Origin of the sequence: Desulfovibrio piger ATCC 29098 (genome assembly GCF_000156375.1) — a bacterium.
Taxonomy (GTDB): Bacteria; Desulfobacterota; Desulfovibrionia; order Desulfovibrionales; family Desulfovibrionaceae; genus Desulfovibrio; species Desulfovibrio piger.
Window position 1 is genome coordinate 218,858 of the sequence record NZ_DS996354.1, and the last position, 20,646, is coordinate 239,503.

Below are 20,646 nucleotides of genomic sequence, written 5' to 3' on the forward strand. Positions count from 1 at the left end.
TTTTGCAAACTGTTTCAGTCTGCGTTGTTGGCGATCTCGGCCATGGTGGCACTGGTGGCCCGGCACAGGTCGTCAGGCGAAAGGCAGAGCTGTACCCCGCGCTGTCCGGCGCTGATATAGATCTGCTCCCAGAGGATGGCATGTTCATCCAAAAAGACAGGATAGTCCTTTTTGGCTGCCAGCGGCGAACAGCCGCCGCGGATGTACCCTGTCAGGGGCAGGACTTCCTTGAGGTGGACCATCTCCACATGTTTGTTGCCGGATGCCGTGGCCAGAGCTTTCAGGTTCAGCTCTGCTGCGGCGGGGATACAGGCCATGATGACGCCTGTCCTGTCGCCGCGGGCCACCAGGGTCTTGAAGACGCAGCCGGGATCCACGCCCAGCTTGTGGGCCATGGTCACGGCGGAAAGATCACTTTCGTCCACATCGGCCTGATGCAGGGTGAAGGGGATCTCCAGACGCTCCAGCAGGCGTGCGGCATTGGTCTTGGCTATTTTCTTGCTGCTCATAGTGCTTGCGATATGCTTGTGATCGAACGGGGATGGCGTCAATTCGTCCGCCAGCAGGCCGTGACCTGCCGGAGGATGTCATCTTGGGCCTGTTGCCGCAGCGCGGCCAGCTGCTCCAGCAGGGCAGGGATGCGGCCGCGAAGGTCCGCCGGTGTGCCGGCATTGTCCACCACCAGATCGCTGGCGGCTTCCTTGCGTTCCGCGGGCCACTGCCAGGCTTCCAGGGTCGCGGCTTTTTCTTCGCTCCAGCCGCGGGTGGCCATGATGCGCTGCAGGCGGATCTCGCGCGGGCAGCGTACCGTCAGGCTCAGGGCCCCGGGCAGGCCGGCCTTGTGCCAGTCGCATTCGAAATACAGGGGGATCTCCGCCACGGCGCAGGCCTTTCCCTCAGCTTCCGCCTTGTCCCAGAAGGCCAGGATGGCGTCCCGGACCAGGGCATGGACCATCTGCTCCACTTCTTTGCGCAGGCCCGGATCCTGCTGCATGGCCTCCAGCAAAGCGGGTTTGCACACGCTGCCGTCATCCTCCAGCAGACGTTCCCCAAAGCGGCGGCCCAGGTAATCGGCCATCTCGCCACCGGGGGCATAGAGCTGGGCCACCAGGGCATCGGCGCTGACCGTAGGCAGTCCCGCCTCTTCCAGGGCATGAGTGAGGGTCGACTTGCCGCAACCGGGGTTCCCGGTGATGACCAGCCGCTGCATGCGGCTGCTGTTGTTCAGGATGGTCTGGATCATGTCGCCGGGCGGCGGGCAGAAAAACTCCAGCTCCTCGCCCGACAGGGGATGGCAAAAACTGATGTGCCAGGCATGCAGCATCTGGCGCGGGGCCCGTGCCGCCACAGGGGCCGGGGCGTACAGGGCATCGCCCAGCAGGGGATGGCCCACGTGCGCCATGTGGACGCGGATCTGATGCGTGCGCCCGGTATGGATGCGCACGGCCACCAGCGAGAAATCCTTGCGCGGACTGCTCCAGAGCACACGCCAGTCGCTGTGGGCCGTTTTGCCGCCCCGGTTCTCCGGGACCACGGCCATCTTGACCTTGGCGGTAGGATGGCGGCCCAGAGGTTCCCGGCAGGTGCCCGTCTGCGGAGGCACGCCCCCCACCAGGGCCAGATATTCCTTGTGGACTTCCCGCCGGGCAAAGGCTTCACTCATGCGCAGGCGGGTAGGCTCGTCCAGGGCCACGAGCAAGAGGCCGCTGGTATCCTTGTCCAGGCGATGGACCACGCCGGGGCGCAGGCCTTCCTGTTCCCGCAAGCGCGGGAAGTGGTGCAGCAGGCGCTGGACAAGCGTGTTTTCGGGGCAGGACGGACAGGGATGGACCGTCAGGCCCGCAGGTTTGTTGCACAGCAGCAGATGCTCGTCCTGCCAGAGGATGTCCACCGCCTCGTCTTCGGCGCGGAGCTCATTGGCCGTATCAGGCAGATCGAGGCAGACCGCCTGACCGGCCTTGAGCTTGAGGGAGGCCGTGGCGACCGGCATCCCGTCGATGCGGCAGGCACCGGCCGTGATGGCACGCTGCACGGCCGCCCGGGAAAGCTCTGGCAACAGGCCGCACAGGGCCTTGTCCAGCCGTTGCCCCACCAGAGCGCCCGCCACGCGGAAATCCAGCTGACGAGGACTTTCCCCGCTCATCAGCGGCCTCCCAGGACGGTGATGCTGTTCACGCGGTCACCGAATGTGGTGGTGCGGTACAGGTTGCGCAGTTCGCTGCCGGGCGTGATGGAGCTGACCACGGCACGGCCGATAACGAAGCGCTCGTTGTCGCTGGCGCCCTCTACGGTGCGCACGCCCCAGACGTTGTGGAAGATGGCGGGCCGTCCCTTGTAGGGGCCCACATAGAGCATGATGTGCCCGCGCAGCCAGACCAGGGTCAGGAAGGGGACACCGTCACGCAGGATGGCCTTTTCCTTTTCCTTGATGCTCATGCCGTCCAGCATGATGCGTCGCCCGCTGCGCGCCTGGGACAGGGAGTTGCGGGGCAGCCAGATGCCGAAGGGGGTCAGCAGCTCACGAGTCAGGGCGGAGCAGTCGCGGTCACCGAACATGCCGCCCCAGCCGTAGCGCTGCCCCATCATGACATTGCCGATAAGGGCCACCTGCGCCGGGGTCATGGGCAGGGGCTTGATGGCGGCTTCCTCGTGGGCCAGCGTCAGTGTGACCACGCCCGCCCGGCTACCGTTCTTGACGGGGACCAGCACCGCCAGACGGGTGTTGTCGCTCTGGGACGGGGCCAGGGGCAGGACCGTGCCGATATTGACCTGTCCGGCAAGGCTGCCGGGCAGGGGGACGTTGTCGCGCAGCACGGCCACATAGCTGCCGGTCTTGTAGCTGGCCTCGAAGGCCTCGTCCACGATGCCGATATCATTGGCGTCCACCCAGCCGGCGGCCACGGGGGTCTCCACATAGTACCAGTTGCCGTCACGGCTGGCGTGGGCGATGAAGACCGGCGTCCCCACCGGCAGCAGGGAATACTGGAAGTAGTCGAAAGGATTGATGCGCGGATCAGGCGTGGGCTCGCTGAAGCGCGGCGTGTGGCTGGGCATCTCGCGCAGGTCGGCATTACGCACCGTGATGCCGTACATGGCCGTGTTGGGGAAGCTCTTCAGGCCGGCGTTGGCGCGCATGGCGTCCCATTCGTCCTGGGTCCAGCGCACATCGCCGTATTTGTAGCCCTTGGCCTTGCGGAAATAGATCTCCACGTCCCGTTTGCGGATGGACGTTTTACGCATGTCCCAAGGGCCGAAGAAGATGCGGTTGAAGCGCGCGTCCTGTTCCGCCTGGGCCTGGCTGTCCAGCAGGGGCGTGTCGGCGCCGGCCTGCTGGGCGAACACGGTCAGATCCTGCGGGAAGGTCCGCATGTCACGGATGGTGCCCAGATGCGGAGAAAGGATGCCGTCCCGCGGCGGGATCTGCTTGCCGCCGCAAGCGGCCAGCAACAGCAGCGCGCACAGCGCCGCCAGCCGAACCCCTGTCCAGAGGAAAGACCGAGTCATGATGCCCCCTTATTTGAAGCTCACCTGATACTTGCGCAGAAAGTCCGTCGGCAGATAGGTCATCTTGGCCTGACGCAGGCCTTCTTCATCCAGATCCTGGGCCCGGTTCAGTAGCTCGAAGCCGTTGCCCGCCTCACGGGAGAAGCAGGCATTGATGGTCTGGTAGACACCGCGGAAACCGTTGAGCCCTTTTTCATAATGGACCCCCAGCGTCTTTTCGTCCAGTGCTTCCCCCACGCTGAAGGCCACCATCTGGCCGTCCACATACAGGGAACCGCCGCACAGGCCGTCCAGGAGCTCCCAGTGGGAGAGCACGCGGTTGATGGCCTCGTTCTCGGCACGCAGGGAAGGGGAGTCCTCGCATTCATGCCACTGGCACCAGTCGTCCTGCAGGCCCAGCACGTCTTCCACCATGGCGTCGTCCAGCGGCCGGTAGTCGATGCCGTAGGCCTTTTCGAACCCGCGCAGGTGATTGCGCTTCTTGTGGTAGCGGTTGCCGGGCAGGGTGGCCAGATCGCTCTGCAGATACAGGTATTCCCACTGGCCGCGCGAATCGTGTTCCTCGACCTTGTCCGGCAGGGCCGTGCGCCAGCGCTCCAGCAGCTCTTCGGGCACGCGGATAAAGCTGCGGCAGGCATCGATGCCGCTGGCAGCCCAGTCCACGGCGTCCCAGTCGCCCACAGGGGCCCAGTAGGTGACGAAGGGCACGGTCTGGCGCAGCCAGCACAGATCGCCGTCAAAGGCCCACTGCAGGCCGAAATACTGCTGCCAGCCCCAGATGTTGGGCAGACTGTAGTCCAGGGAGCGGCGCGGGGTCTTGTGCCACAGTTCGTAGAATTCGGAACGACCGTCCAGGGTGACGGGAGTGAAAGAAAGATTCTTCATCAGGGGAACCTGTTGTTATCTGTTATCGTGATGATGCCGGGCGCGCATGGCAAAGCGGGCCCAGTCGCGGTACAGCAAAACATAAAACATGATGGCCGTTTGTAAACACTGCGAGACCAGCATGGCCAGGAACACGCCGGAGGCCGTGCCCCACAGCCAGTGGCCCAGCAGCCAGCCCAGCGGCAGACGTACCAGCCAGAAGGTGCCGCCGTAGACCATCAGGTTGTAGCGTGTGGCACCCGCGCCCACCATAACGCCGCCCATGACGGTGCTGGCGATGGAGAAGGGCGTGGAGAGCAGGTTGTAGGTCAGATAGCTGATGATCTGGGCCTGTGTGCCCGCCTCGTGGGAGAGCAGGGCCGCCAGTTCGGCCCGGAAAGGCCAGAGCAGGGCCGCCACGACGCTCATGCCCAGCGAGGCGATGGTGATCATCTGCAGGGCGACGCGTTTGGCCTTGGCGGGCTCGCCCATGCCGAGGCAGTTGCCCACCAGCACGGAGACGCTCATGTTGAAGGCCATGCCCGGCAGGAAGAGCAGGGCCTCGATGCGCAGACCGGCGGTGAGGCCCGCCAGGGCGTTGATGCTGTCGAAGGGCAGGGAGGCCACCAGGACGAAAAGCATAAGGTAGCCGGATTGCCAGACGATCTGGGCCGCGCCCGCAGGCAGGGCCACCTTGAGCAGATAGGGCAGACCGGCCCGCAGCCAGCGCGTGGTGGGCAGGGCCCGGCGGCACAGATACCCGGCCCGGCAGAGCAGCAGGCAGTTGGCCACGGCGCCCAGACACTGGGCACCAGCATTGGCCCAGGCGATACCCATATAGCCCATGCAGGGCAGGCCGAACCAGCCCAGGCCCAGCCCCAGACAGCCCAGAAGGTCGAAGACGCAGACCGTGGCCGCCACCCAGAGCGGCGGCAGGACCTGCCGGGTGGCGCGGAACATGACGCCGGTGGCGGCGTAGACATACTGGGCGGGCAGGGCCAGCATGGTGATGTCCCAGAAACCGGCGGTGACCGGCAGGATGCGTTCCGGGACCTGGAGGATGCCCAGGATGGGGCCGCCCAGTTGCCAGCCCAGCAGGGCCACCAGGATACCGGCCAGCAGGCTGCCCAGAACGGTGGTGCCCACATAGCACTGGGCACGGCGCATGCGTTTTGCCCCCAGCGACTGGCTGACCGCTGCCGTGGCACCGCTGGACATGGACATGGCCACGACCATGAGGAACAGGCCGCACTGGTTGACCATGCCGAGCGCGGCCTGTACGTCGGCACTGATGCGTCCGGCCACCCAGATATTGATGAAGCCCATGAAGAAGACCAGATACATCATGAGCATCTGCGGCCAGGTGAGCTTCCATATGGCACGGGGAGAAACGCTGAGATCCGGTTCCGGCATGAGGTGTTCCAGAAATGTGTGCGTGCGGAGGGCACGGAAAAGGTTGGCGGCGGCAGGGCATCAGGCCGGGGCGAAAAGACGGCCTGCTCCGGCAGTCTTTGCAGGTCGTGACCGGCCCGTTGGTTTGCTGGGGGAGCTGTACGCGCTTTCGGCAGAGCTGGAGACGGACGGCGTACGAAGACGGTGATCCTTGAGGAGAGCATGTCCCAGTGGCTGCCGGGCTGGTCAGACCGTCGTCACTGCAGGGGAAAAGCGGGAACGATCGTAGCGGGACGAAGTGTTCGAAGGGGGAAGGGGGGCTTTCCCGCCTGGAAAAGTCCCCTTCCCCCTTATGGGAAATCAGGCAGATGGCCCTGGGTTACAGCAGGCCCTCGTAACAGGCGGCCAGATCTTCCAGGGTCTCGCGGCGGCGGATCAGACGCACGCTGCCGTCGGCCTGGATCAGGATCTCGGCGGCCCGGCAACGCTGATTGTAGGAAGAGGACATCACGAAGCCGTAGGCCCCGGCGTCCAGCACGCCCAGCACGTCGCCTTCATGCAGCAGGGGCAGCTGGCGGTTCTTGGCCAGGATGTCGCCACTTTCGCAGATATTGCCCACGACGCTCTGTTCCACGGTCTCGGTATCGGGGCCCTGCGCGCCCTTGCGGTACACTTCCACATCATGGAAGGAGTCGTACATGGCGGGACGCACCAGCACGTTGAAGCCCAGGTCGGTACCGGCGTAGCGTCTGTCACCGTTGGTTTTGGTGGCGTTGACGCTCCCCAGCAGGACGCCGCATTCGGCCACCACATAGCGGCCGGGCTCCACCAGGAAGCGGCCGGTGTAGCCGGTCTTTTCCGCCCAGCCGCTGATGAGGCCATGCAGGCGGCGACCCAGGTCATCCATGTCCAGGCGGGGCTGGTCTTCATATTTGTGGTAGGGGATGCCGAAACCGCCGCCGAAGTCGATGACTTCCAGATTTTTCAGCACGTCGGCGGGCAGGCGTTCGGCCAGATGCAGCAGGACCTCGGCAGCGGCGATATAGCCATCGGCTTCCATGAACAGGGAACCGATGTGCTGATTGATGCCGGCCAGATGCAGGTCATATTTTTTCAGGACGGCGAACAAATCGTCCAGCAGCTCCGGCGAGACGCCGAACTTGGTCTCCTTGCCGGCGGTGACGACTTTGGCGTGATGGCCGGCGCCGATACCGGGGTTGAAGCGCACCATGACCTTGCCGCCGGGATTGACGCGGCCCAGGGTCTCCACCTGGGAAAGGGAATCCACGCTGATCAGCACGCCGTGCCGGACGGCATTGCGCAGCTCGTCCTCAGAGATGTTGTTGGAGATGTAGAGGATCTCGTCGGCGGTGAAGCCCGCCAGCTGATCCATGTACAGCTCGCCGGGGCTCATGGCATCCACCACCAGGCCTTCTTCGCGGATGATGCGCAGCAGCACGGGGTTGGTGTTGGCCTTGACCGAGTAGTTGACGCCAAAGCCGGGCAGGGAGGAAAGGGCCTTGAGTTCGCGGCAGCGCTGGCGCAGCACGGTCTCATTATAGACATAGAGCGGCGTACCGAACTGTTGGGCCAGATCCAGAGGGGAATGGCCACCATAAAAATTGATACTGTCGGTATAGCTGGAGCGGATCTGGGACATAGGGATTCCTTGGTCTGAAAGGCTGCCGGCTCTGGCCGGCTCAGGAATTGTTTGGGCGCTCAATATATGCTGTTGCCTCCCCCGGCTGTCAAGATGGCAGGCCCGTGGCAAGGGCGATTTCATGGCCGCCGGGGCCGTGCCGCAGATAGGGGACGGGCCCGCCCGCATTGACATGGCAGCCCCCCTGCTTTATTCCAAAACAGCGGAACGGTGGAAAATGCCGCAACGGCATCCGGGTTCCAGCCTTTCACGCGGCCTTTTGCCGCGCATTCTTTTTTTGTAATCAACCGGGCTTGCCCGAATCATACGGAGTATCCATGGCTATCAAGAATGGCGACACCCTGCGTGTGCACTATACCGGCACTCTCAGCGACGGCACTGTTTTCGATTCTTCCCGCGAACGCGAACCCCTGGAATTCACCATGGGCAAAGGCATGCTCATCCCCGGCTTCGAAGCCGCCGTCATGGGCCACGAAGCGGGCGAGACCGTGACCGTCACCATTCCCCCGTCCCAGGCGTATGGCGAAAGCGACCCCGAGCTGGTCTTCACCGTGGACCGCGCCCAGGTGCCCGACCATATCCCGCTGACCGTGGGCGTGCCGCTGCAGCTTTCCAATGAGCAGGGCCAGATGGACGTGACCATCACCGAAGTCACGGATGAAGAGATCACCCTGGATGCCAACCATCCTCTGGCCGGCAAGGAACTGACCTTCGAAATCGAAATCGTCAGCGTCAACTAGGTTCCCGGACGTTGACAAGGGAGCTTTCATGAGCAGCAATTCCGCCCGCAGAAGTGCCGTTCAGGCCATCACCACCTACAAGCCGGAAGCGTCGCCGCTGAACTTCTACGACACCAAGCCCACCGACATTTTCGGCTGTAACGTGTTCACCGACAAGGTGATGCGTGAACGCCTGCCCAAGGATGTCTACAAGGCCCTGCACAAGACCATCGAGTTCGGCGAGCGCATGGATCCCGGCATCGCCGATACCGTGGCCGCCGTCATGAAGGACTGGGCCATCGAAAAAGGTGCCACCCACTTCACCCATATCTTCTACCCCCTGACCGGTCAGACGGCGGAAAAGCACGACAGTTTCCTGATGCCTGACGGACAGGGCCGCATCATCGCCGAATTTTCCGGCGCCATGCTGATCCGCGGCGAGCCCGACGCCTCGTCCTTCCCCTCCGGCGGCCTGCGCTCCACCTTTGAGGCGCGCGGCTATACGGCCTGGGACGTGACCAGCCCCGCCTACATCATGGAAAACCCCAACGGGACCTTCCTGTGCATCCCCACCATGTTCCTTTCCTGGACCGGTGTGGCCCTGGACAAGAAGACCCCGCTGCTGCGTTCCGGCCAGGCCCTCAACCGTGAGGCCCGCCGCGTGCTGAAGCTGTTCGGCATCGAGACCAAGCTGCCTGTGGTCTCCTATGCCGGTCTGGAGCAGGAATATTTCTGCATCGACCACAACTTCAACTTTGCCCGTCCCGACCTGCAGGTGGCGGGGCGTTCGCTGTTCGGCGCCCGTCCGGCCAAGGGCCAGGAATTCAGCGACCAGTACTTCGGGGTCATCCCCCAGCGCGTGCTGTCCTACATGATGGAAGTGGAACGCGAGCTCTACAAGCTGGGCGTGCCCGTGCGCACCCGCCACAATGAAGCCGCCCCCAGCCAGTACGAGATCGCGCCTCTGTTCGAGGCCAGCAACCTGGCCGTGGACCACAACCACATCATCATGTCCACCCTGCGCAACGTGGCCAAACGCTACGGGCTCAAGTGCCTGCTGCACGAAAAGCCCTTCTACGGCGTCAACGGCTCGGGCAAGCACGTGAACTACTCCATCGGCAACGCCGAACTGGGCACGCTGTTCAACCCCGGCGAGACCCCGCACGCCAACGCCAAGTTCCTGGTGTTCTGTGCGGCCATGATCCGTGCCGTGCACAAGTTCGGCGGCCTGCTGCGCGCCACTGTGGCCAGCGCCAGCAACGACCACCGTCTGGGCGCTCACGAAGCTCCGCCGGCCATCATGTCCATCTTCCTGGGCGACCAGCTGACGGAAGTGTTCGAAGCCTTCCGTGCCGGCCGTATCGACGATGCCGCCAACAGCAAGAGCGGCCGTGTCATGAACGTGGGCGTGGATACCCTGCCGCCCCTGCCCACGGACCCCGGCGACCGCAACCGCACCAGCCCCATCGCCTTCACGGGTAACCGTTTCGAGTTCCGCGCCCTGGGCTCCAGCCAGTCCGCTGCCGGTTCCATCACGGCCCTGAACGCCATCATGGCTGACTCGCTGGGCCACGCGGCCGACTTCCTGGAAGGCGACCTGGCCCGCGGCAAGGATCTCAACGCGGCCATCCAGCACTATGTGCAGCATGTCATCGAAGAGCACAGCGCCGTGATCTTCAATGGTGACGGTTACTCCAGCATCTGGCATGCCGAAGCCGAACGTCGTGGCCTGCCCAACCTGCGCACCACGCCCGAGGCCATGCCCGAGCTGATCCGTCCCGAAGTCATCGACCTGTACGAGCGTCTGGGCATCCTGAACCGTGCCGAGCTCAAGGCCCGCTATGACATCTATCTGGAACAGTACTGCAAGACCGTGCGTACCGAAGCCATCCTGACCACCCGCATCGCCCGGACCATCATCTTCCCCGCGGCCATGCGCTATCAGGGCGAACTGGCCGAGACCGCTGCCCGCATGAAGGCCATCGGCAAGGACTTCCGCACCATCACGCTGGACGAAGTCACCGAGCAGCTGCGCGGCCTGCAGGATGCCACCCGCAGCCTGGAAGCCACGCTGGCCAGTGTGGACGGCAAGGGCGATTTCCTGGCTCGTGCCACCCGCTACTGCGAAGAAGTGCTGCCCATCATGGGTGAAGTGCGGCGTTATGCCGACCTGCTGGAGACCCGCGTGGCCGATGACCTGTGGGATCTGCCCAGCTACCAGGAGATCCTTTTCGGAAAATAATTGACAGCCGAAAAGAATTGTGATTTTCTACGCAAAGAACTTTTAACCAACAGGATTGCTTTTCATGTCGTGCACTTTCTCCCACATCTGCTTCCGCACCTTCTGGTGGCGCGCGAGTCAATGTACGGGGGACGTGCAGGCATAGCCTGTTGCGATTGATACGTCACATGCATTGAGCAAGCGCCGTTCCCCCACAGGGGAGCGGCGCTTTTTTTATGTTTTGAAGGAATGACCCTATGAAGACGACCACACCTCCCGACGCGGCCTCCCATGCTCCTCTCGTTTCCCTGCGGCAGCAGGCCCGCTGGCTGCCCGCCGACATGGATACGCCCATCAGCCTGTATCTGGGCATGGTGGGCCGGCAGGACGGCATCCTGCTGGAAAGTGCCGAGGTGGATGGCCGCTGGGGACGCTACAGTGTTCTGGCCTGCGATATGGCCCTGTATGTCCGCTGCCGTGAAGGGCGGCTGGATCTGCGCATCGAGGACGAACGTCTTGCGCCGCTCGCCGTCCTGCAGGGGCTGCCTTTTGTGGAAGGTCTGCGCCGCCTGATGCAGGGCCTGCATCTGGAGGCCCCGGCGCAGATCGAAGGCCTTCCGGCCATAACCCGAGCCCTTTACGGCTGGGTGGGCTTCGGCATGGCCTCCCTGTTCCAGCCCCGCCTGGCCGCTGTCATGCCGCCGGAAGAGGCGGAAAGCATGCTGGTACTGCCCGGGACGCAGCTGGTCTTCGACCATCTGTACAACCGGCTGTGCCAGATCAGCCTGGGCGGACACCGCGAGGTGCTGGGCAGTCGCGGCGCGGAAGGCAGCTTCCGTGTCAGCGGTGACGTCCGCGCCGATCCCGGAGAGGACGGCTACAAGGCCATGGTAGAAAATATCAAGGCCATGCTGCACCAGGGCGAGGCCATACAGGTGGTGCCCTCCGTGAACTTTTCCGTGGCCTGCGAAGGGGATCCCTTCGTGCTCTACCGGCGCATGCGTCGCTACAATGCCTCGCCGTACATGTTCTTTATGCGTCTGGGAGATTTTTGCTTCTGGGGGGCCTCGCCGGAAGTCATGGTGCGTTGTGAGAAGGGCCGTTTGCAATTGTCGCCCATCGCCGGGACGCGCCGTCGCGGCCGGGACGATCTGGAAGATGCCCGTCTGGCGGAGGAATTGCGCAGCGATCCCAAGGAACAGGCCGAGCATGTGATGCTGGTGGATCTGGGGCGCAACGACCTCGGCCGGGTGGCCCAGCCCGGCAGCGTGAACCTGGAGCGCTGCATGGATGTGGAGCGTTTTTCCCATGTCATGCATCTGACCAGCCGGGTCACGGCCCGCCTGGCTCCGGGACGCGATGCCCTGGATGTGCTGGCGGCCACCTTCCCGGCAGGGACGGTGAGCGGGGCGCCCAAGGTCAGGGCCATGGAGATCATCCGCAGCCTGGAAGGCCGTGCCCGCGGGCCCTATGCGGGCTGCATCGGCTGGCTGGGACTGGACAAGGACAGCGTGGACCTGGACATGGGCATCGCCATCCGCAGCATGTGGAGCCGCGAAGGGCGCCTGTTCTGGCAGGCCGGCGGCGGCATCGTCCATGATTCGGATGCCGCTCTGGAATGGAAAGAAGTTTGCAACAAATCAGCCATCATGCGCCTTGTGCTTGAAGAGGGTGACGACCATGTTCCTGCTCATCGATAATTATGATTCCTTTACCTACAACCTGGTCCAGGCATTCTACGCCCTGGGGCACGAGCCCGTGGTGCTGCGCAACGACGATCCCGCCATCCTGGACATGGCCGCGGATCCCGCTCTGGAGATGGTCTGCATCTCGCCCGGGCCGGGCCACCCCTCGCAGACGGGCTTCTGCCCCGAATTCCTGCGCCGTTTGCCGCATCATGTGCCGGTGCTGGGCGTCTGCCTGGGCCATCAGCTGCTGGGCCTGCATGCGGGGGCGCGGGTGGATGTGGGGCCTTGTATCATGCACGGCAAACAGTCCGAGATCGTGCACGACGGCAGCGGCCTGTTCGAAGGCCTGCCCAATCCCATGAAGGTGGCCCGCTATCATTCCCTGGTGGTCCATAGCGGGGAAGGGGAGGGCAATGCGCTGTTCACGGTGACGGCGCGCGCCCCTGAAGGCGAGGTCATGGCCCTGCAGTACCGCGACAGGCCGTGGGTGGGCGTGCAGTTCCATCCCGAATCCATCCTGACGCCGGACGGCCTGCGCCTGCTGGGCAATTTCCCGCAGGCCATCCTGCCCCGTCAGGGGCGGGACGGCGGCATGGCCGAGGTGCTGGAACATCTGGCACGGCGGGAAGACCTGACGGCGGACATGGCATCCCGCAGCTTCGGGGCGCTCATGGACGGCAGGCTGACGCCTGCCCAGGCCGGGAGCTTCCTCATGGGCCTGCGCATGAAGGGCGAGAGTGCCCTGGAACTGGCCCATGCCACACGGGCTGCCCTGGCCCGGGCCGTGCGCGTGGAGGGCATCTCGGGCCCGTGCATCGACGTGGTGGGGACCGGCGGTGACGGTCGTCATTCCTTCAACTGCTCCACAGCGACCTCGCTGGTGCTGGCGGGCATGGGCTACAAGGTGGTCAAGCACGGCAACCGGGCGGTCTCGTCCACCTGCGGCAGTGCCGATGCCCTGGAGAGCCTGGGCATCCCGCTGGATACCGATCCCGCGGCAGTGGCGGATATGGTGGCCAAACGCAATTTCGCCTTTCTCTTCGCCCCGCATTTCCATCCGGCATTCAAGAATATCGGCCCGCTGCGCAAGGAGCTGGGAGTGCGTACCCTGTTCAACCTGCTGGGCCCCATGATCAATCCGGCCCGGCCTAGTCACCTGCTCATGGGCGTGGCCCGGCCGGAGCTGGTGCCCCTTCTGGCGGATACCCTGTCGCAATCCGCTCTTTACCGGGCGGCTGTGGTCTGCGGGGCCGGCAATTATGACGAACTGACGCCCATGGGCCCGGCCACGGCCATGCTGCTGCACAACGGCAAGGTCAGCCCTTTGGAGCTGGATCCGGCCAGATTCGGCTTCCAGAACTGCACGCCGGAGGATCTGGCGGTGGAGAGCCGCGAGGAGGCCGTGGAGGTGCTGCGCCGTTTGCTGGATGGCGAAGGCCCGCGTCCCATGCGCGACATGGTGGCCCTTAATGTGGGGCTGGCCATTTTCCTCATGGAAGAGGGGATGCCGCTGGATGTTTGCATGGCCCGTGCCCGTGAAGCGGTGCGTGCCGGGTTGGGAAGGAGGGTCCTCCATGCTGCTTGAGCGTTTTCTCTGGGCCAAGGCTGACGAAGTGGCGCACCTGCGACAGCAGGAAAGAAAAGGGGACCTGCCTGTCCCCTTCGGCGGGAAACGCGGCGACTTTGCCGCGGCCCTGCAACGGCGGCAGGCAGGCGTGCCGCTGACCGTCATCGCGGAATTCAAGCAGGCCTCGCCTTCCCGCGGTCCCATTTGCCATAGCCTGACGGTGGAAGAAGCTGCCCGGCAGTATGTGGCGGCCGGGGCCGGGGCCCTGTCCATCCTCACGGAGCGGCGTTTTTTTGCCGGTGAGCTGGATTTTCTGGAAAGGGCGGCCGTTCGTTGCCCCGGGACGCCTCTGCTGCGCAAGGATTTCATCTTCGACCCGCTGCAGGTGCGGGCCACGGCAGCCACGCCGGCAGCGGCCCTGCTGCTCATCGTGGCCCTGACCCCGGATGCCGCGCTGCTGCGCCGTCTGCGGGAACAGGCGGAAAGCCTCGGCATGCAGGCCGTGGTGGAAGTCTGCGGCAGCAAGGATCTGGCACTGGCCCGGGAGAGCGGGGCGCGCATCATTCAGGTCAATGCCCGTGATCTGGATACGCTGCGGGTGGACAGACGGGCCTGTCTGGAACTGGCACGGCGCTACCCGCCGGAACAGGGAGAGATCTGGATCGCTGCCAGCGGCATGGATCGCCGCGAGCATCTGGAAGATGCCGCCCGGGCCGGATTCTCCGCCGCGCTGGTGGGGACGGCCCTCATGCAGGACGGGCAGCCCGGTGCTGCCTTGCACCGGTTGCTCCATGGTCGGGAGGAAGGGCATCATGCTGCTTAAATTCTGCGGGTTGCGGCGGCAGGAAGATGTGGGCCTGGCCGCCCGGCTGGGGGCCACGCACTGCGGTTTCGTGTTCCATGCGGGTAGCCCCCGCTGTGTGGATGCCGTGACGGTATCCCGCCTGGAGAGCGGGAGCATGGTGCGCGTGGGCGTCTTCACCGGACAGGACAGTGGCGAGATAGCCCGCATCATGCGGCTGGCGCGGCTGGACATGGCACAGCTTCATGCCGACCAGTCCGAGGAATGTGCCCGGCAGCTGGGCCCGGAACGGGTGATCCGGGTCCTGTGGCCGCAACGGTACGGCGATACGGCCGCTCTGGAAGCCGCAGCAGGACGGTATGCCGACAGTTGCTCCCTGTACCTGCTGGATGCCGGCAGGGCAGGCGGCGGCAGCGGCCGCACGCTGGCCTGGAAGGATCTGGGCAGCCTGCGCCTGCCCCATCCCTGGTTGCTGGCCGGGGGCATGTCGCCCGCAAATTTCCGGCAGGCGCTGACGCAGTGCCGCCCGGACGGCGTGGACTGCAATTCCGGCGTGGAAAAAGCTCCGGGGCGGAAAGATGCCCGGGCCATGACGGATATGGCCCGCCTTGTCGAAGAGATTCTCCGGGATGGTCCGACAGGGCCTTCCGTACGGGCCTGATGGCCTGCATGGAGAAAGGCTGGAGAGCCGGTCGGATAAAAGTTATAAAAAACGATACAGTTCAGATACAGTGGAGAACGACCATGAAGAAAGGCTATTTTGGCGAATTTGGGGGATGTTTCGTTCCTGAGTTGCTGATGCCGCCGCTGCTGGAAGTGGAAGCCGCCATGCGGGACATCATGCCGACGCAGCAATTTCAGGACGAGTTGCAGGATCTGCTGCACAATTATGCCGGACGGCCCACGCCCCTGACCTTCTGTCCGCGTCTTTCCGAAGAACTGGGGTTTGAACTGTGGCTCAAACGTGAAGACCTGCTGCATTCCGGTGCCCACAAGATCAACAACACCCTGGGGCAGGCGCTGCTGGCCAAATACATGGGCAAGACCGCCCTGGTGGCCGAGACCGGCGCCGGACAGCACGGTGTGGCCACGGCTGTGGCGGCCGCCCGTCTGGGCATGAGCTGCACCATCTATATGGGCGCGGAAGACGTGGAGCGGCAGGCCCCCAACGTCATGCGCATGCGCCTGCTCGGGGCCACCGTGCATCCGGTGGAAAGCGGGTCGCGCACGCTCAAGGATGCCATCAATGAAGCCCTGCGTGCCTGGATCGTCAGCCAGCAGACCACGCATTACTGCTTCGGCACGGCTGCCGGGCCCCACCCCTTCCCCACGCTGGTGCGCATGTTCCAGCAGGTCATCGGGCAGGAAGTGCGGGAGCAGATGCTGGCCCGTGCCCAGCGACTGCCGGATGCTGTGGTGGCCTGTGTGGGTGGCGGTTCCAATGCCATCGGCCTGTTCCATACCTTCCTGGACGATGAGCGCGTGCGCATCATCGGTGTGGAGGCCGCCGGTACGGGCGAGCCGGGCTGCTTCAATTCCGCGCCACTCAATCTGGGCAGCCCCGGTGTGCTGCACGGCAACCGTACCATGCTGCTCCAGAACAGTGACGGCCAGATCGAACCTTCGCACTCCGTTTCGGCCGGGCTGGATTATCCCGGTGTGGGGCCGGAGCATGCCTTCCTGCACAAGACGGGCCGTGTGCGCTATGTGATGGTCCGTGATGCCCGCGCTCTGGCTGCTTTTGAAAAGCTGTGCCACGCCGAAGGCATCCTTCCCGCCCTGGAATCTTCCCATGCTCTGGCCTGGGTGCTGGATCATCCCGAGGAATTCGAACCCGGCAGCAAGGTGGTGGTCAATCTTTCCGGCCGCGGGGACAAGGACCTTGCCATCGTGCGCAAGGCCCTGAACCTGCCGGAAAACGGGGACATCTGCTAGCGCGTCTGCGGGATTGCGGCTTAGGAAAGCGGCGGGAGGAGAGCCGCACCGGGGATGCCCGTCCCCTGTGCATGGAGGCGGAAACAGCCACCTCTCCTGCTGCCCGTTTCAAAAAGGCCGACAGAGAGCCACATAACAACAGCCATAACGGGGCGGTCACCATCGGCCGCTCCAGGAGTTCGTCATGCATATCCTTGAAGAAAAGATCCGTGCGGCCCGTGCCGCCGGACGTCATGCCCTGATCCCCTTCGTGACCTTCGGTTTCCCGGATGAAAAGCGTTTCTGGCCCGCGCTGGTGGAGCTGGACGAGAGCGGGGCGGACATCATCGAGATCGGTGTCCCCTTTTCCGATCCTGTGGCCGACGGGCCCGTGGTGGAGGAGGCCTCGCGCCGGGTGCTGAGCGACGGTGTCTGCCTGGCCCGGATCATGGAAGAGCTGAAACTGCGCGCCGGGGTCTTTCGTGCGGGCATCGTCCTGATGGGCTATCTGAATCCCTTCCTGCAATACGGGCTGGAAAAACTGGCGGTGGAAGCCCGCGAGGCCGATGTGCATGGTTTCATCATCCCGGATCTGCCCTATGAGGAGTCCGAAGATATCCGTCGCATCTTCGCCGCACAGGGGCTGGCCCTGATCGCTCTGGTGGGCCCCAATACGCCGGAGGAACGGATGCGCCTGTACGCGGACGTCAGCGAAGGGTACGTCTATGTGGTCTCGGCCATGGCGACCACCGGACAGCGTGCCCGCATGGAGATGCAGGTCGCCGAGACCCTGCAACGGGCCCGCTCCGTGTTCCATCTGCCGCTGGCGCTGGGCTTTGGCCTGGAACAGCCGGAGCAGATGCAGGGCTTGCCGCCGGATACTTTGCCCGATGCCGTGGTCTTCGGCAGTGCCCTGCTGAAACATCTGGATGCCGGCAGGCCTGCTGCCGAATTCATCGCCCGTTGGAAGTAAACTTTAGGGATACCTCCCTGTTCAGGGTGTGTTGAGGGGCGCTGGATGCAGCCCCTTTTGGAGATGGAGCCGTTTCTGCCTGTGCGGAGACGGCTCCTGTTTTTTTGAGGAAGAACGGAGCAGATGAAAATATTTTATTGACATTGAAATTCTTTTTCAATTAAGTTGGCTTTGCAGCAAGTGGGGGCTGAGCGTGAAAACAAGATAAGGAGCCATATATGTGCGTCACTCTCATCGGCGGAATGGACAGACTCAAGCAGGACTATATCGCCGCTGCCCGGCAGGGGGGAGCAACCCTCAAATGCATCAGCCGTAACGAACGGAATTTCGTGGACAAGATCGGTAACCCTGATGCCATCATCGTCTTCACCAACAAAGTCTCGCATGAAGCCAAGCGCAAGGCTCTGCTGCATGCCCGCTCCCGCAATATCCCCATCCATCTGGTGCACTCCTGCGGAGTGTCCAGCTTGCGTGATTGTTTGTCGTCCTCATAAATATTGACATTCATTTTCAAGTTGGATAGGGTTCGGGAAATGAAATTCGTTTTTTCGAACCCTTACCTTTGTTCCACTAATTAGACACACAAGGCCTCAAAGAGGAGTTTTTGGAATGAGTGCTGAAGCCCGGTTTGATGATGGTCAGGGTAAAATGGCCACGGGAGCGTTGCGGATCGCTCTGGCAGGCAATCCCAACTGTGGTAAAACCACGGTGTTCAATGCCTATACGGGAGCGCGGCAGCATGTGGGCAACTACCCCGGCGTCACGGTGGACCGCAAGGAAGGCCATGTGCGCCACGGCAACGCCGACATCACCCTGGTGGACCTGCCCGGGACCTATTCTCTGACCGCCTACTCCATGGAAGAGCTGGTGGCCCGTGCCGAGCTGGGCAGCGGCGATGTCCAGGCCGTCATCAACGTCGTGGATGCCTCGGCCCTGGAGCGCAATCTGCTGCTGACCGTGCAGATGATGGAAATGGGCCTTCCTGTGGTGCTGGTCTGCAATATGATGGACGAAGCCCGCAAGGCCGGTGTGCATATCGATATGGACCGCCTGTCCAAAATGATGGGCATCCCCGTGGTATCCGCCGTGGCCCGTACCGGTGAAGGTCTGCAGCAGGCCCTCGGCGAGGCGGTGCGCCTGGCGGGCGAAGGCCGGCGCCGGGTTCTGGAGCTCAATTACGGCGCGGACATCGATGAAGGTCTGCGGGCCATGTGTGCCATCATCAACCGTGAAGGCCTGCTGAAAAAGTACGCGGCCCACTGGATCGCCGTAAAACTCATGGAAGGTGATGCCGAGATCCGCAAGGAAGTGCACCAGGCCAACAGCGAGGCCGCGGAGGAGCTGGATGCCGTGCGCCGCAAGGTGGCCGAGCACATCCGTACCGGGCACAACATCTCTATGGAAGCCTATATCACCGATGCCCGTTACGGGTATATCCGCGGGCTGCTGCGTGACGGCGTGGTGCGCCAGGATGCGGGCAAGGATCGCCTGGCTCTTTCCGACAAGCTGGACAAGGTGCTGACCAATGCCTTTTTCGGTCCGCTCATCATGCTGGCCGTGCTGTATGGCCTGTTCTATGTGACCATCGAGGTCGGCGCCTATCCCCAAGGGTGGGTGGAAGACGCCTGCGCCGCGCTGGGTGAATTTTTTGCCGGCATCATCCCTGAAGGGGAGCTGCAATCCCTGGTGGTGGACGGCATCATCGGTGGTGTGGGCGGTGTGCTCAGCTTCGCGCCCCTCATCGTCATCATGTTCGCCCTCATCGCCTTTCTGGAAGACAGCGGCTACATGGCGCGCATCGCCTATATGATGGACCGCATCTTCCGCGCGTTCGGTCTGCACGGCGCTTCCGTCATGCCCTACATCATCGCGGGCGGCATCGCGGGCGGCTGCGCCATCCCCGGCGCCATGGCCACGCGCACCCTGCGCAGTCCCAAGGAAAAACTGGCGACCCTGCTGACCCTGCCGTACATGAGCTGCGGGGCCAAGCTGCCCGTGTTCCTGCTGCTGGCCGCGGCCTTCTTTGGTGATCAGGCTCCGACGGTGATGATGCTGGTCATGCTGTCCGGCTGGGTCTTTGCCCTGCTCGTGGCCCGCCTGCTGCGTTCCACCATCATCAAGGGCGAGGCGACCCCCTTCGTCATGGAACTGCCTCCCTATCGCCTGCCCACTCTGTTCAGCGTGCTCATGCACTGCTGGGAACGTACCTGGATGTATGTGAAGAAGGCCGGTACCGTGATCCTGGCCATCTCCATCATCATCTGGGCCGGTCTGACCTATCCCAAGCTGGATGAAGCCGAGTCGGCCAAGTTCGACACCCAGATCGAACAGCTCACGACCCGGATGGAAGCCCTGCCTGCCGAAGACGAAGGCCGCGCCGCCCTGGAAGAGCAGATCACCAAGCTGGAAGAAGAGAAGGGCGCCGCCGAGCTGGCTTACAGCTATGCCGGTCGCCTGGGCAAGGCCATCGAGCCTCTGACGCTGCCCGCCGGTTTCGAATGGCGCACGGACATCGCCCTGCTGGCCGGTGTGGCCGCCAAGGAAGCCGTGGTCTCCACCATGGGCACCGCGTACTCCCTTGGTGGTGTGGATCCCGAGGATGCCCAGAGCCTGGGTCAGCTGCTGCAGAACAATCCCAACTGGAACAAGGCCACGGCCCTTTCCCTGATGCTCTTCGTGCTGCTGTACTCGCCCTGCTTCGTCTCCCTGGTGGTCATCCAGCGTGAGGCCGGTGGCTGGCGCTGGCTGATCTTCAGCATGGTCTTCAATACGTTGCTGGCCTTTGCCGTCTCCGTGGCAGCCTACCAGATCGGGATGGTTGTCTGGGATTAGCCCCATATACGCTGAACGTCCGGTGGCAGGTAACGGTCGCCACCATGGGGAGGGGCTTTTCGGAGCCCCTCTTTTTTTGTGGCGGAGAGTACGGCCAAATCGGCAGCCATAGCCGGAAGCAAGGACGGTAGCCGGGGAGCGGTGGCATGGTTGAATGTAGGCTTGTACCGGGAGACCGTTCGTCAGCCTTTTTATCGAGAGCTAAGATGCCTTGCTGAGTCGATCGCCTCATGGTGGAAAAGTGGGACTATGGCGGCGGGGAAAATGTGGCTTTTACTTTCCGCCGTAGCCTGTGTCCCCCTAAGGGAAGTAGCCGTATGCCGCCCACAAGGAAAAAATGAAGGATATTTTTGTGAACGCGAATACGATGATGACCAGGCAGAGAATTGTCGGGGCAACAGCCTGCCTGAATTAAGGTCATGAAGGCAGAAGAGTGGTGTGGTTTAAGAAGAATTTTTTTTGTTTTTATAATGGGTTGCTTAAAAATATTGTCCGCTTTTACAAATGGGG

At 63.4% G+C, this 20,646-nt stretch carries 17 protein-coding genes; 10 read left to right on the forward strand and 7 right to left on the reverse strand.

Going from position 1 to position 20,646, the window contains the following annotated elements:
• Positions 1-14: 14 nt before the first annotated feature.
• The 6 genes from ybaK to lysA form a co-directional block, all read right to left on the reverse strand.
• Entirely contained in the window at positions 15-509 is a 495-nt protein-coding gene (gene ybaK / locus DESPIG_RS03210; RefSeq protein WP_006004955.1) for a Cys-tRNA(Pro) deacylase, read from the reverse strand.
• A gap of 38 nt (positions 510-547) precedes the next feature.
• Complete coding sequence (gene coaE, locus DESPIG_RS03215) at positions 548-2,143, reverse strand: dephospho-CoA kinase (RefSeq protein WP_006004957.1); 1,596 nt, start codon at positions 2,141-2,143, stop codon at positions 548-550.
• A complete protein-coding gene (locus tag DESPIG_RS03220) occupies positions 2,143-3,504 on the reverse strand; it encodes an NlpC/P60 family N-terminal domain-containing protein (RefSeq protein WP_006004959.1) in 1,362 nt (453 codons plus the stop codon). The genes coaE and DESPIG_RS03220 overlap by 1 nt, the downstream gene beginning before the upstream one ends.
• 9 nt (positions 3,505-3,513) lie before the next feature.
• Positions 3,514-4,389, reverse strand: coding sequence for a DUF2156 domain-containing protein (locus tag DESPIG_RS03225; protein WP_006004961.1), 876 nt, complete (start codon positions 4,387-4,389; stop codon positions 3,514-3,516).
• 15 nt (positions 4,390-4,404) lie between these two features.
• Positions 4,405-5,781: an MATE family efflux transporter gene (locus tag DESPIG_RS03230; RefSeq protein WP_006004963.1), complete on the reverse strand. Its 1,377-nt coding sequence runs from the start codon at positions 5,779-5,781 to the stop codon at positions 4,405-4,407.
• Positions 5,782-6,139: 358 nt separating this feature from the next.
• Positions 6,140-7,420 (reverse strand): diaminopimelate decarboxylase, encoded by a 1,281-nt coding sequence (lysA, locus tag DESPIG_RS03235; protein ID WP_006004967.1) that lies wholly within the window; start codon positions 7,418-7,420, stop codon positions 6,140-6,142.
• 317 nt (positions 7,421-7,737) lie between these two features.
• Between lysA and DESPIG_RS03240 the strand changes: the two genes are divergently transcribed.
• From DESPIG_RS03240 to feoB, 10 genes are all read left to right on the forward strand, one after another.
• Positions 7,738-8,160 carry an FKBP-type peptidyl-prolyl cis-trans isomerase gene (locus DESPIG_RS03240; RefSeq protein ID WP_006004972.1) on the forward strand — a complete coding sequence of 141 codons (423 nt, stop codon included), beginning with the start codon at positions 7,738-7,740 and terminating at the stop codon, positions 8,158-8,160.
• A gap of 28 nt (positions 8,161-8,188) precedes the next feature.
• Positions 8,189-10,381 carry a glutamine synthetase III family protein gene (locus DESPIG_RS03245; protein WP_006004973.1) on the forward strand — a complete coding sequence of 731 codons (2,193 nt, stop codon included), beginning with the start codon at positions 8,189-8,191 and terminating at the stop codon, positions 10,379-10,381.
• A 236-nt stretch (positions 10,382-10,617) separates the two neighbouring features.
• Positions 10,618-12,060, forward strand: coding sequence for an anthranilate synthase component I family protein (locus DESPIG_RS03250; RefSeq protein ID WP_006004975.1), 1,443 nt, complete (start codon positions 10,618-10,620; stop codon positions 12,058-12,060).
• Entirely contained in the window at positions 12,041-13,633 is a 1,593-nt protein-coding gene (gene trpD / locus DESPIG_RS03255) for an anthranilate phosphoribosyltransferase (protein ID WP_006004977.1), read from the forward strand. The genes DESPIG_RS03250 and trpD overlap by 20 nt, the downstream gene beginning before the upstream one ends.
• Positions 13,623-14,438, forward strand: coding sequence for an indole-3-glycerol phosphate synthase TrpC (locus DESPIG_RS03260; RefSeq protein WP_006004980.1), 816 nt, complete (start codon positions 13,623-13,625; stop codon positions 14,436-14,438). The genes trpD and DESPIG_RS03260 overlap by 11 nt, the downstream gene beginning before the upstream one ends.
• A complete protein-coding gene (locus tag DESPIG_RS03265) occupies positions 14,428-15,078 on the forward strand; it encodes a phosphoribosylanthranilate isomerase (protein ID WP_081446805.1) in 651 nt (216 codons plus the stop codon). Before DESPIG_RS03260 ends, DESPIG_RS03265 begins: the two co-directional genes overlap by 11 nt.
• 83 nt (positions 15,079-15,161) lie before the next feature.
• Positions 15,162-16,352 (forward strand): tryptophan synthase subunit beta, encoded by a 1,191-nt coding sequence (gene trpB / locus DESPIG_RS03270; RefSeq protein ID WP_040369157.1) that lies wholly within the window; start codon positions 15,162-15,164, stop codon positions 16,350-16,352.
• Between the two features lie 184 nt (positions 16,353-16,536).
• The gene (trpA, locus tag DESPIG_RS03275; RefSeq protein ID WP_006004985.1) at positions 16,537-17,304 is read left to right on the forward strand and encodes a tryptophan synthase subunit alpha; all 768 of its coding nucleotides are present in this window, start codon (positions 16,537-16,539) and stop codon (positions 17,302-17,304) included.
• A 218-nt stretch (positions 17,305-17,522) separates the two neighbouring features.
• A complete protein-coding gene (locus tag DESPIG_RS03280; protein WP_006004989.1) occupies positions 17,523-17,798 on the forward strand; it encodes a DUF2325 domain-containing protein in 276 nt (91 codons plus the stop codon).
• A 115-nt stretch (positions 17,799-17,913) separates the two neighbouring features.
• The gene (gene feoB, locus DESPIG_RS03285) at positions 17,914-20,136 is read left to right on the forward strand and encodes a ferrous iron transport protein B (protein ID WP_006004991.1); all 2,223 of its coding nucleotides are present in this window, start codon (positions 17,914-17,916) and stop codon (positions 20,134-20,136) included.
• Positions 20,137-20,383: 247 nt separating this feature from the next.
• On the opposite strand, the gene DESPIG_RS14220 is transcribed toward feoB, so the two are convergent.
• Positions 20,384-20,646, reverse strand: a 263-nt coding sequence (locus DESPIG_RS14220; RefSeq protein ID WP_006004992.1) for a hypothetical protein, incomplete at its 5' end; no start/stop codon positions are given.

Bases quoted from the DNA above. Each gene is read 5' to 3' on its own strand.
- ybaK (WP_006004955.1), bottom strand. From the start codon at position 509: ATGAGCAGCAAGAAAATAGCCAAGACCAATGCCGCACGCCTGCTGGAG.
- coaE (WP_006004957.1), bottom strand. From the start codon at position 2,143: ATGAGCGGGGAAAGTCCTCGTCAGCTGGATTTCCGCGTGGCGGGCGCT.
- DESPIG_RS03220 (WP_006004959.1), bottom strand. From the start codon at position 3,504: ATGACTCGGTCTTTCCTCTGGACAGGGGTTCGGCTGGCGGCGCTGTGC.
- DESPIG_RS03225 (WP_006004961.1), bottom strand. From the start codon at position 4,389: ATGAAGAATCTTTCTTTCACTCCCGTCACCCTGGACGGTCGTTCCGAA.
- DESPIG_RS03230 (WP_006004963.1), bottom strand. From the start codon at position 5,781: ATGCCGGAACCGGATCTCAGCGTTTCTCCCCGTGCCATATGGAAGCTC.
- lysA (WP_006004967.1), bottom strand. From the start codon at position 7,420: ATGTCCCAGATCCGCTCCAGCTATACCGACAGTATCAATTTTTATGGT.
- DESPIG_RS03240 (WP_006004972.1), top strand. From the start codon at position 7,738: ATGGCTATCAAGAATGGCGACACCCTGCGTGTGCACTATACCGGCACT.
- DESPIG_RS03245 (WP_006004973.1), top strand. From the start codon at position 8,189: ATGAGCAGCAATTCCGCCCGCAGAAGTGCCGTTCAGGCCATCACCACC.
- DESPIG_RS03250 (WP_006004975.1), top strand. From the start codon at position 10,618: ATGAAGACGACCACACCTCCCGACGCGGCCTCCCATGCTCCTCTCGTT.
- trpD (WP_006004977.1), top strand. From the start codon at position 12,041: ATGTTCCTGCTCATCGATAATTATGATTCCTTTACCTACAACCTGGTC.
- DESPIG_RS03260 (WP_006004980.1), top strand. From the start codon at position 13,623: ATGCTGCTTGAGCGTTTTCTCTGGGCCAAGGCTGACGAAGTGGCGCAC.
- DESPIG_RS03265 (WP_081446805.1), top strand. From the start codon at position 14,428: ATGCTGCTTAAATTCTGCGGGTTGCGGCGGCAGGAAGATGTGGGCCTG.
- trpB (WP_040369157.1), top strand. From the start codon at position 15,162: ATGAAGAAAGGCTATTTTGGCGAATTTGGGGGATGTTTCGTTCCTGAG.
- trpA (WP_006004985.1), top strand. From the start codon at position 16,537: ATGCATATCCTTGAAGAAAAGATCCGTGCGGCCCGTGCCGCCGGACGT.
- DESPIG_RS03280 (WP_006004989.1), top strand. From the start codon at position 17,523: ATGTGCGTCACTCTCATCGGCGGAATGGACAGACTCAAGCAGGACTAT.
- feoB (WP_006004991.1), top strand. From the start codon at position 17,914: ATGAGTGCTGAAGCCCGGTTTGATGATGGTCAGGGTAAAATGGCCACG.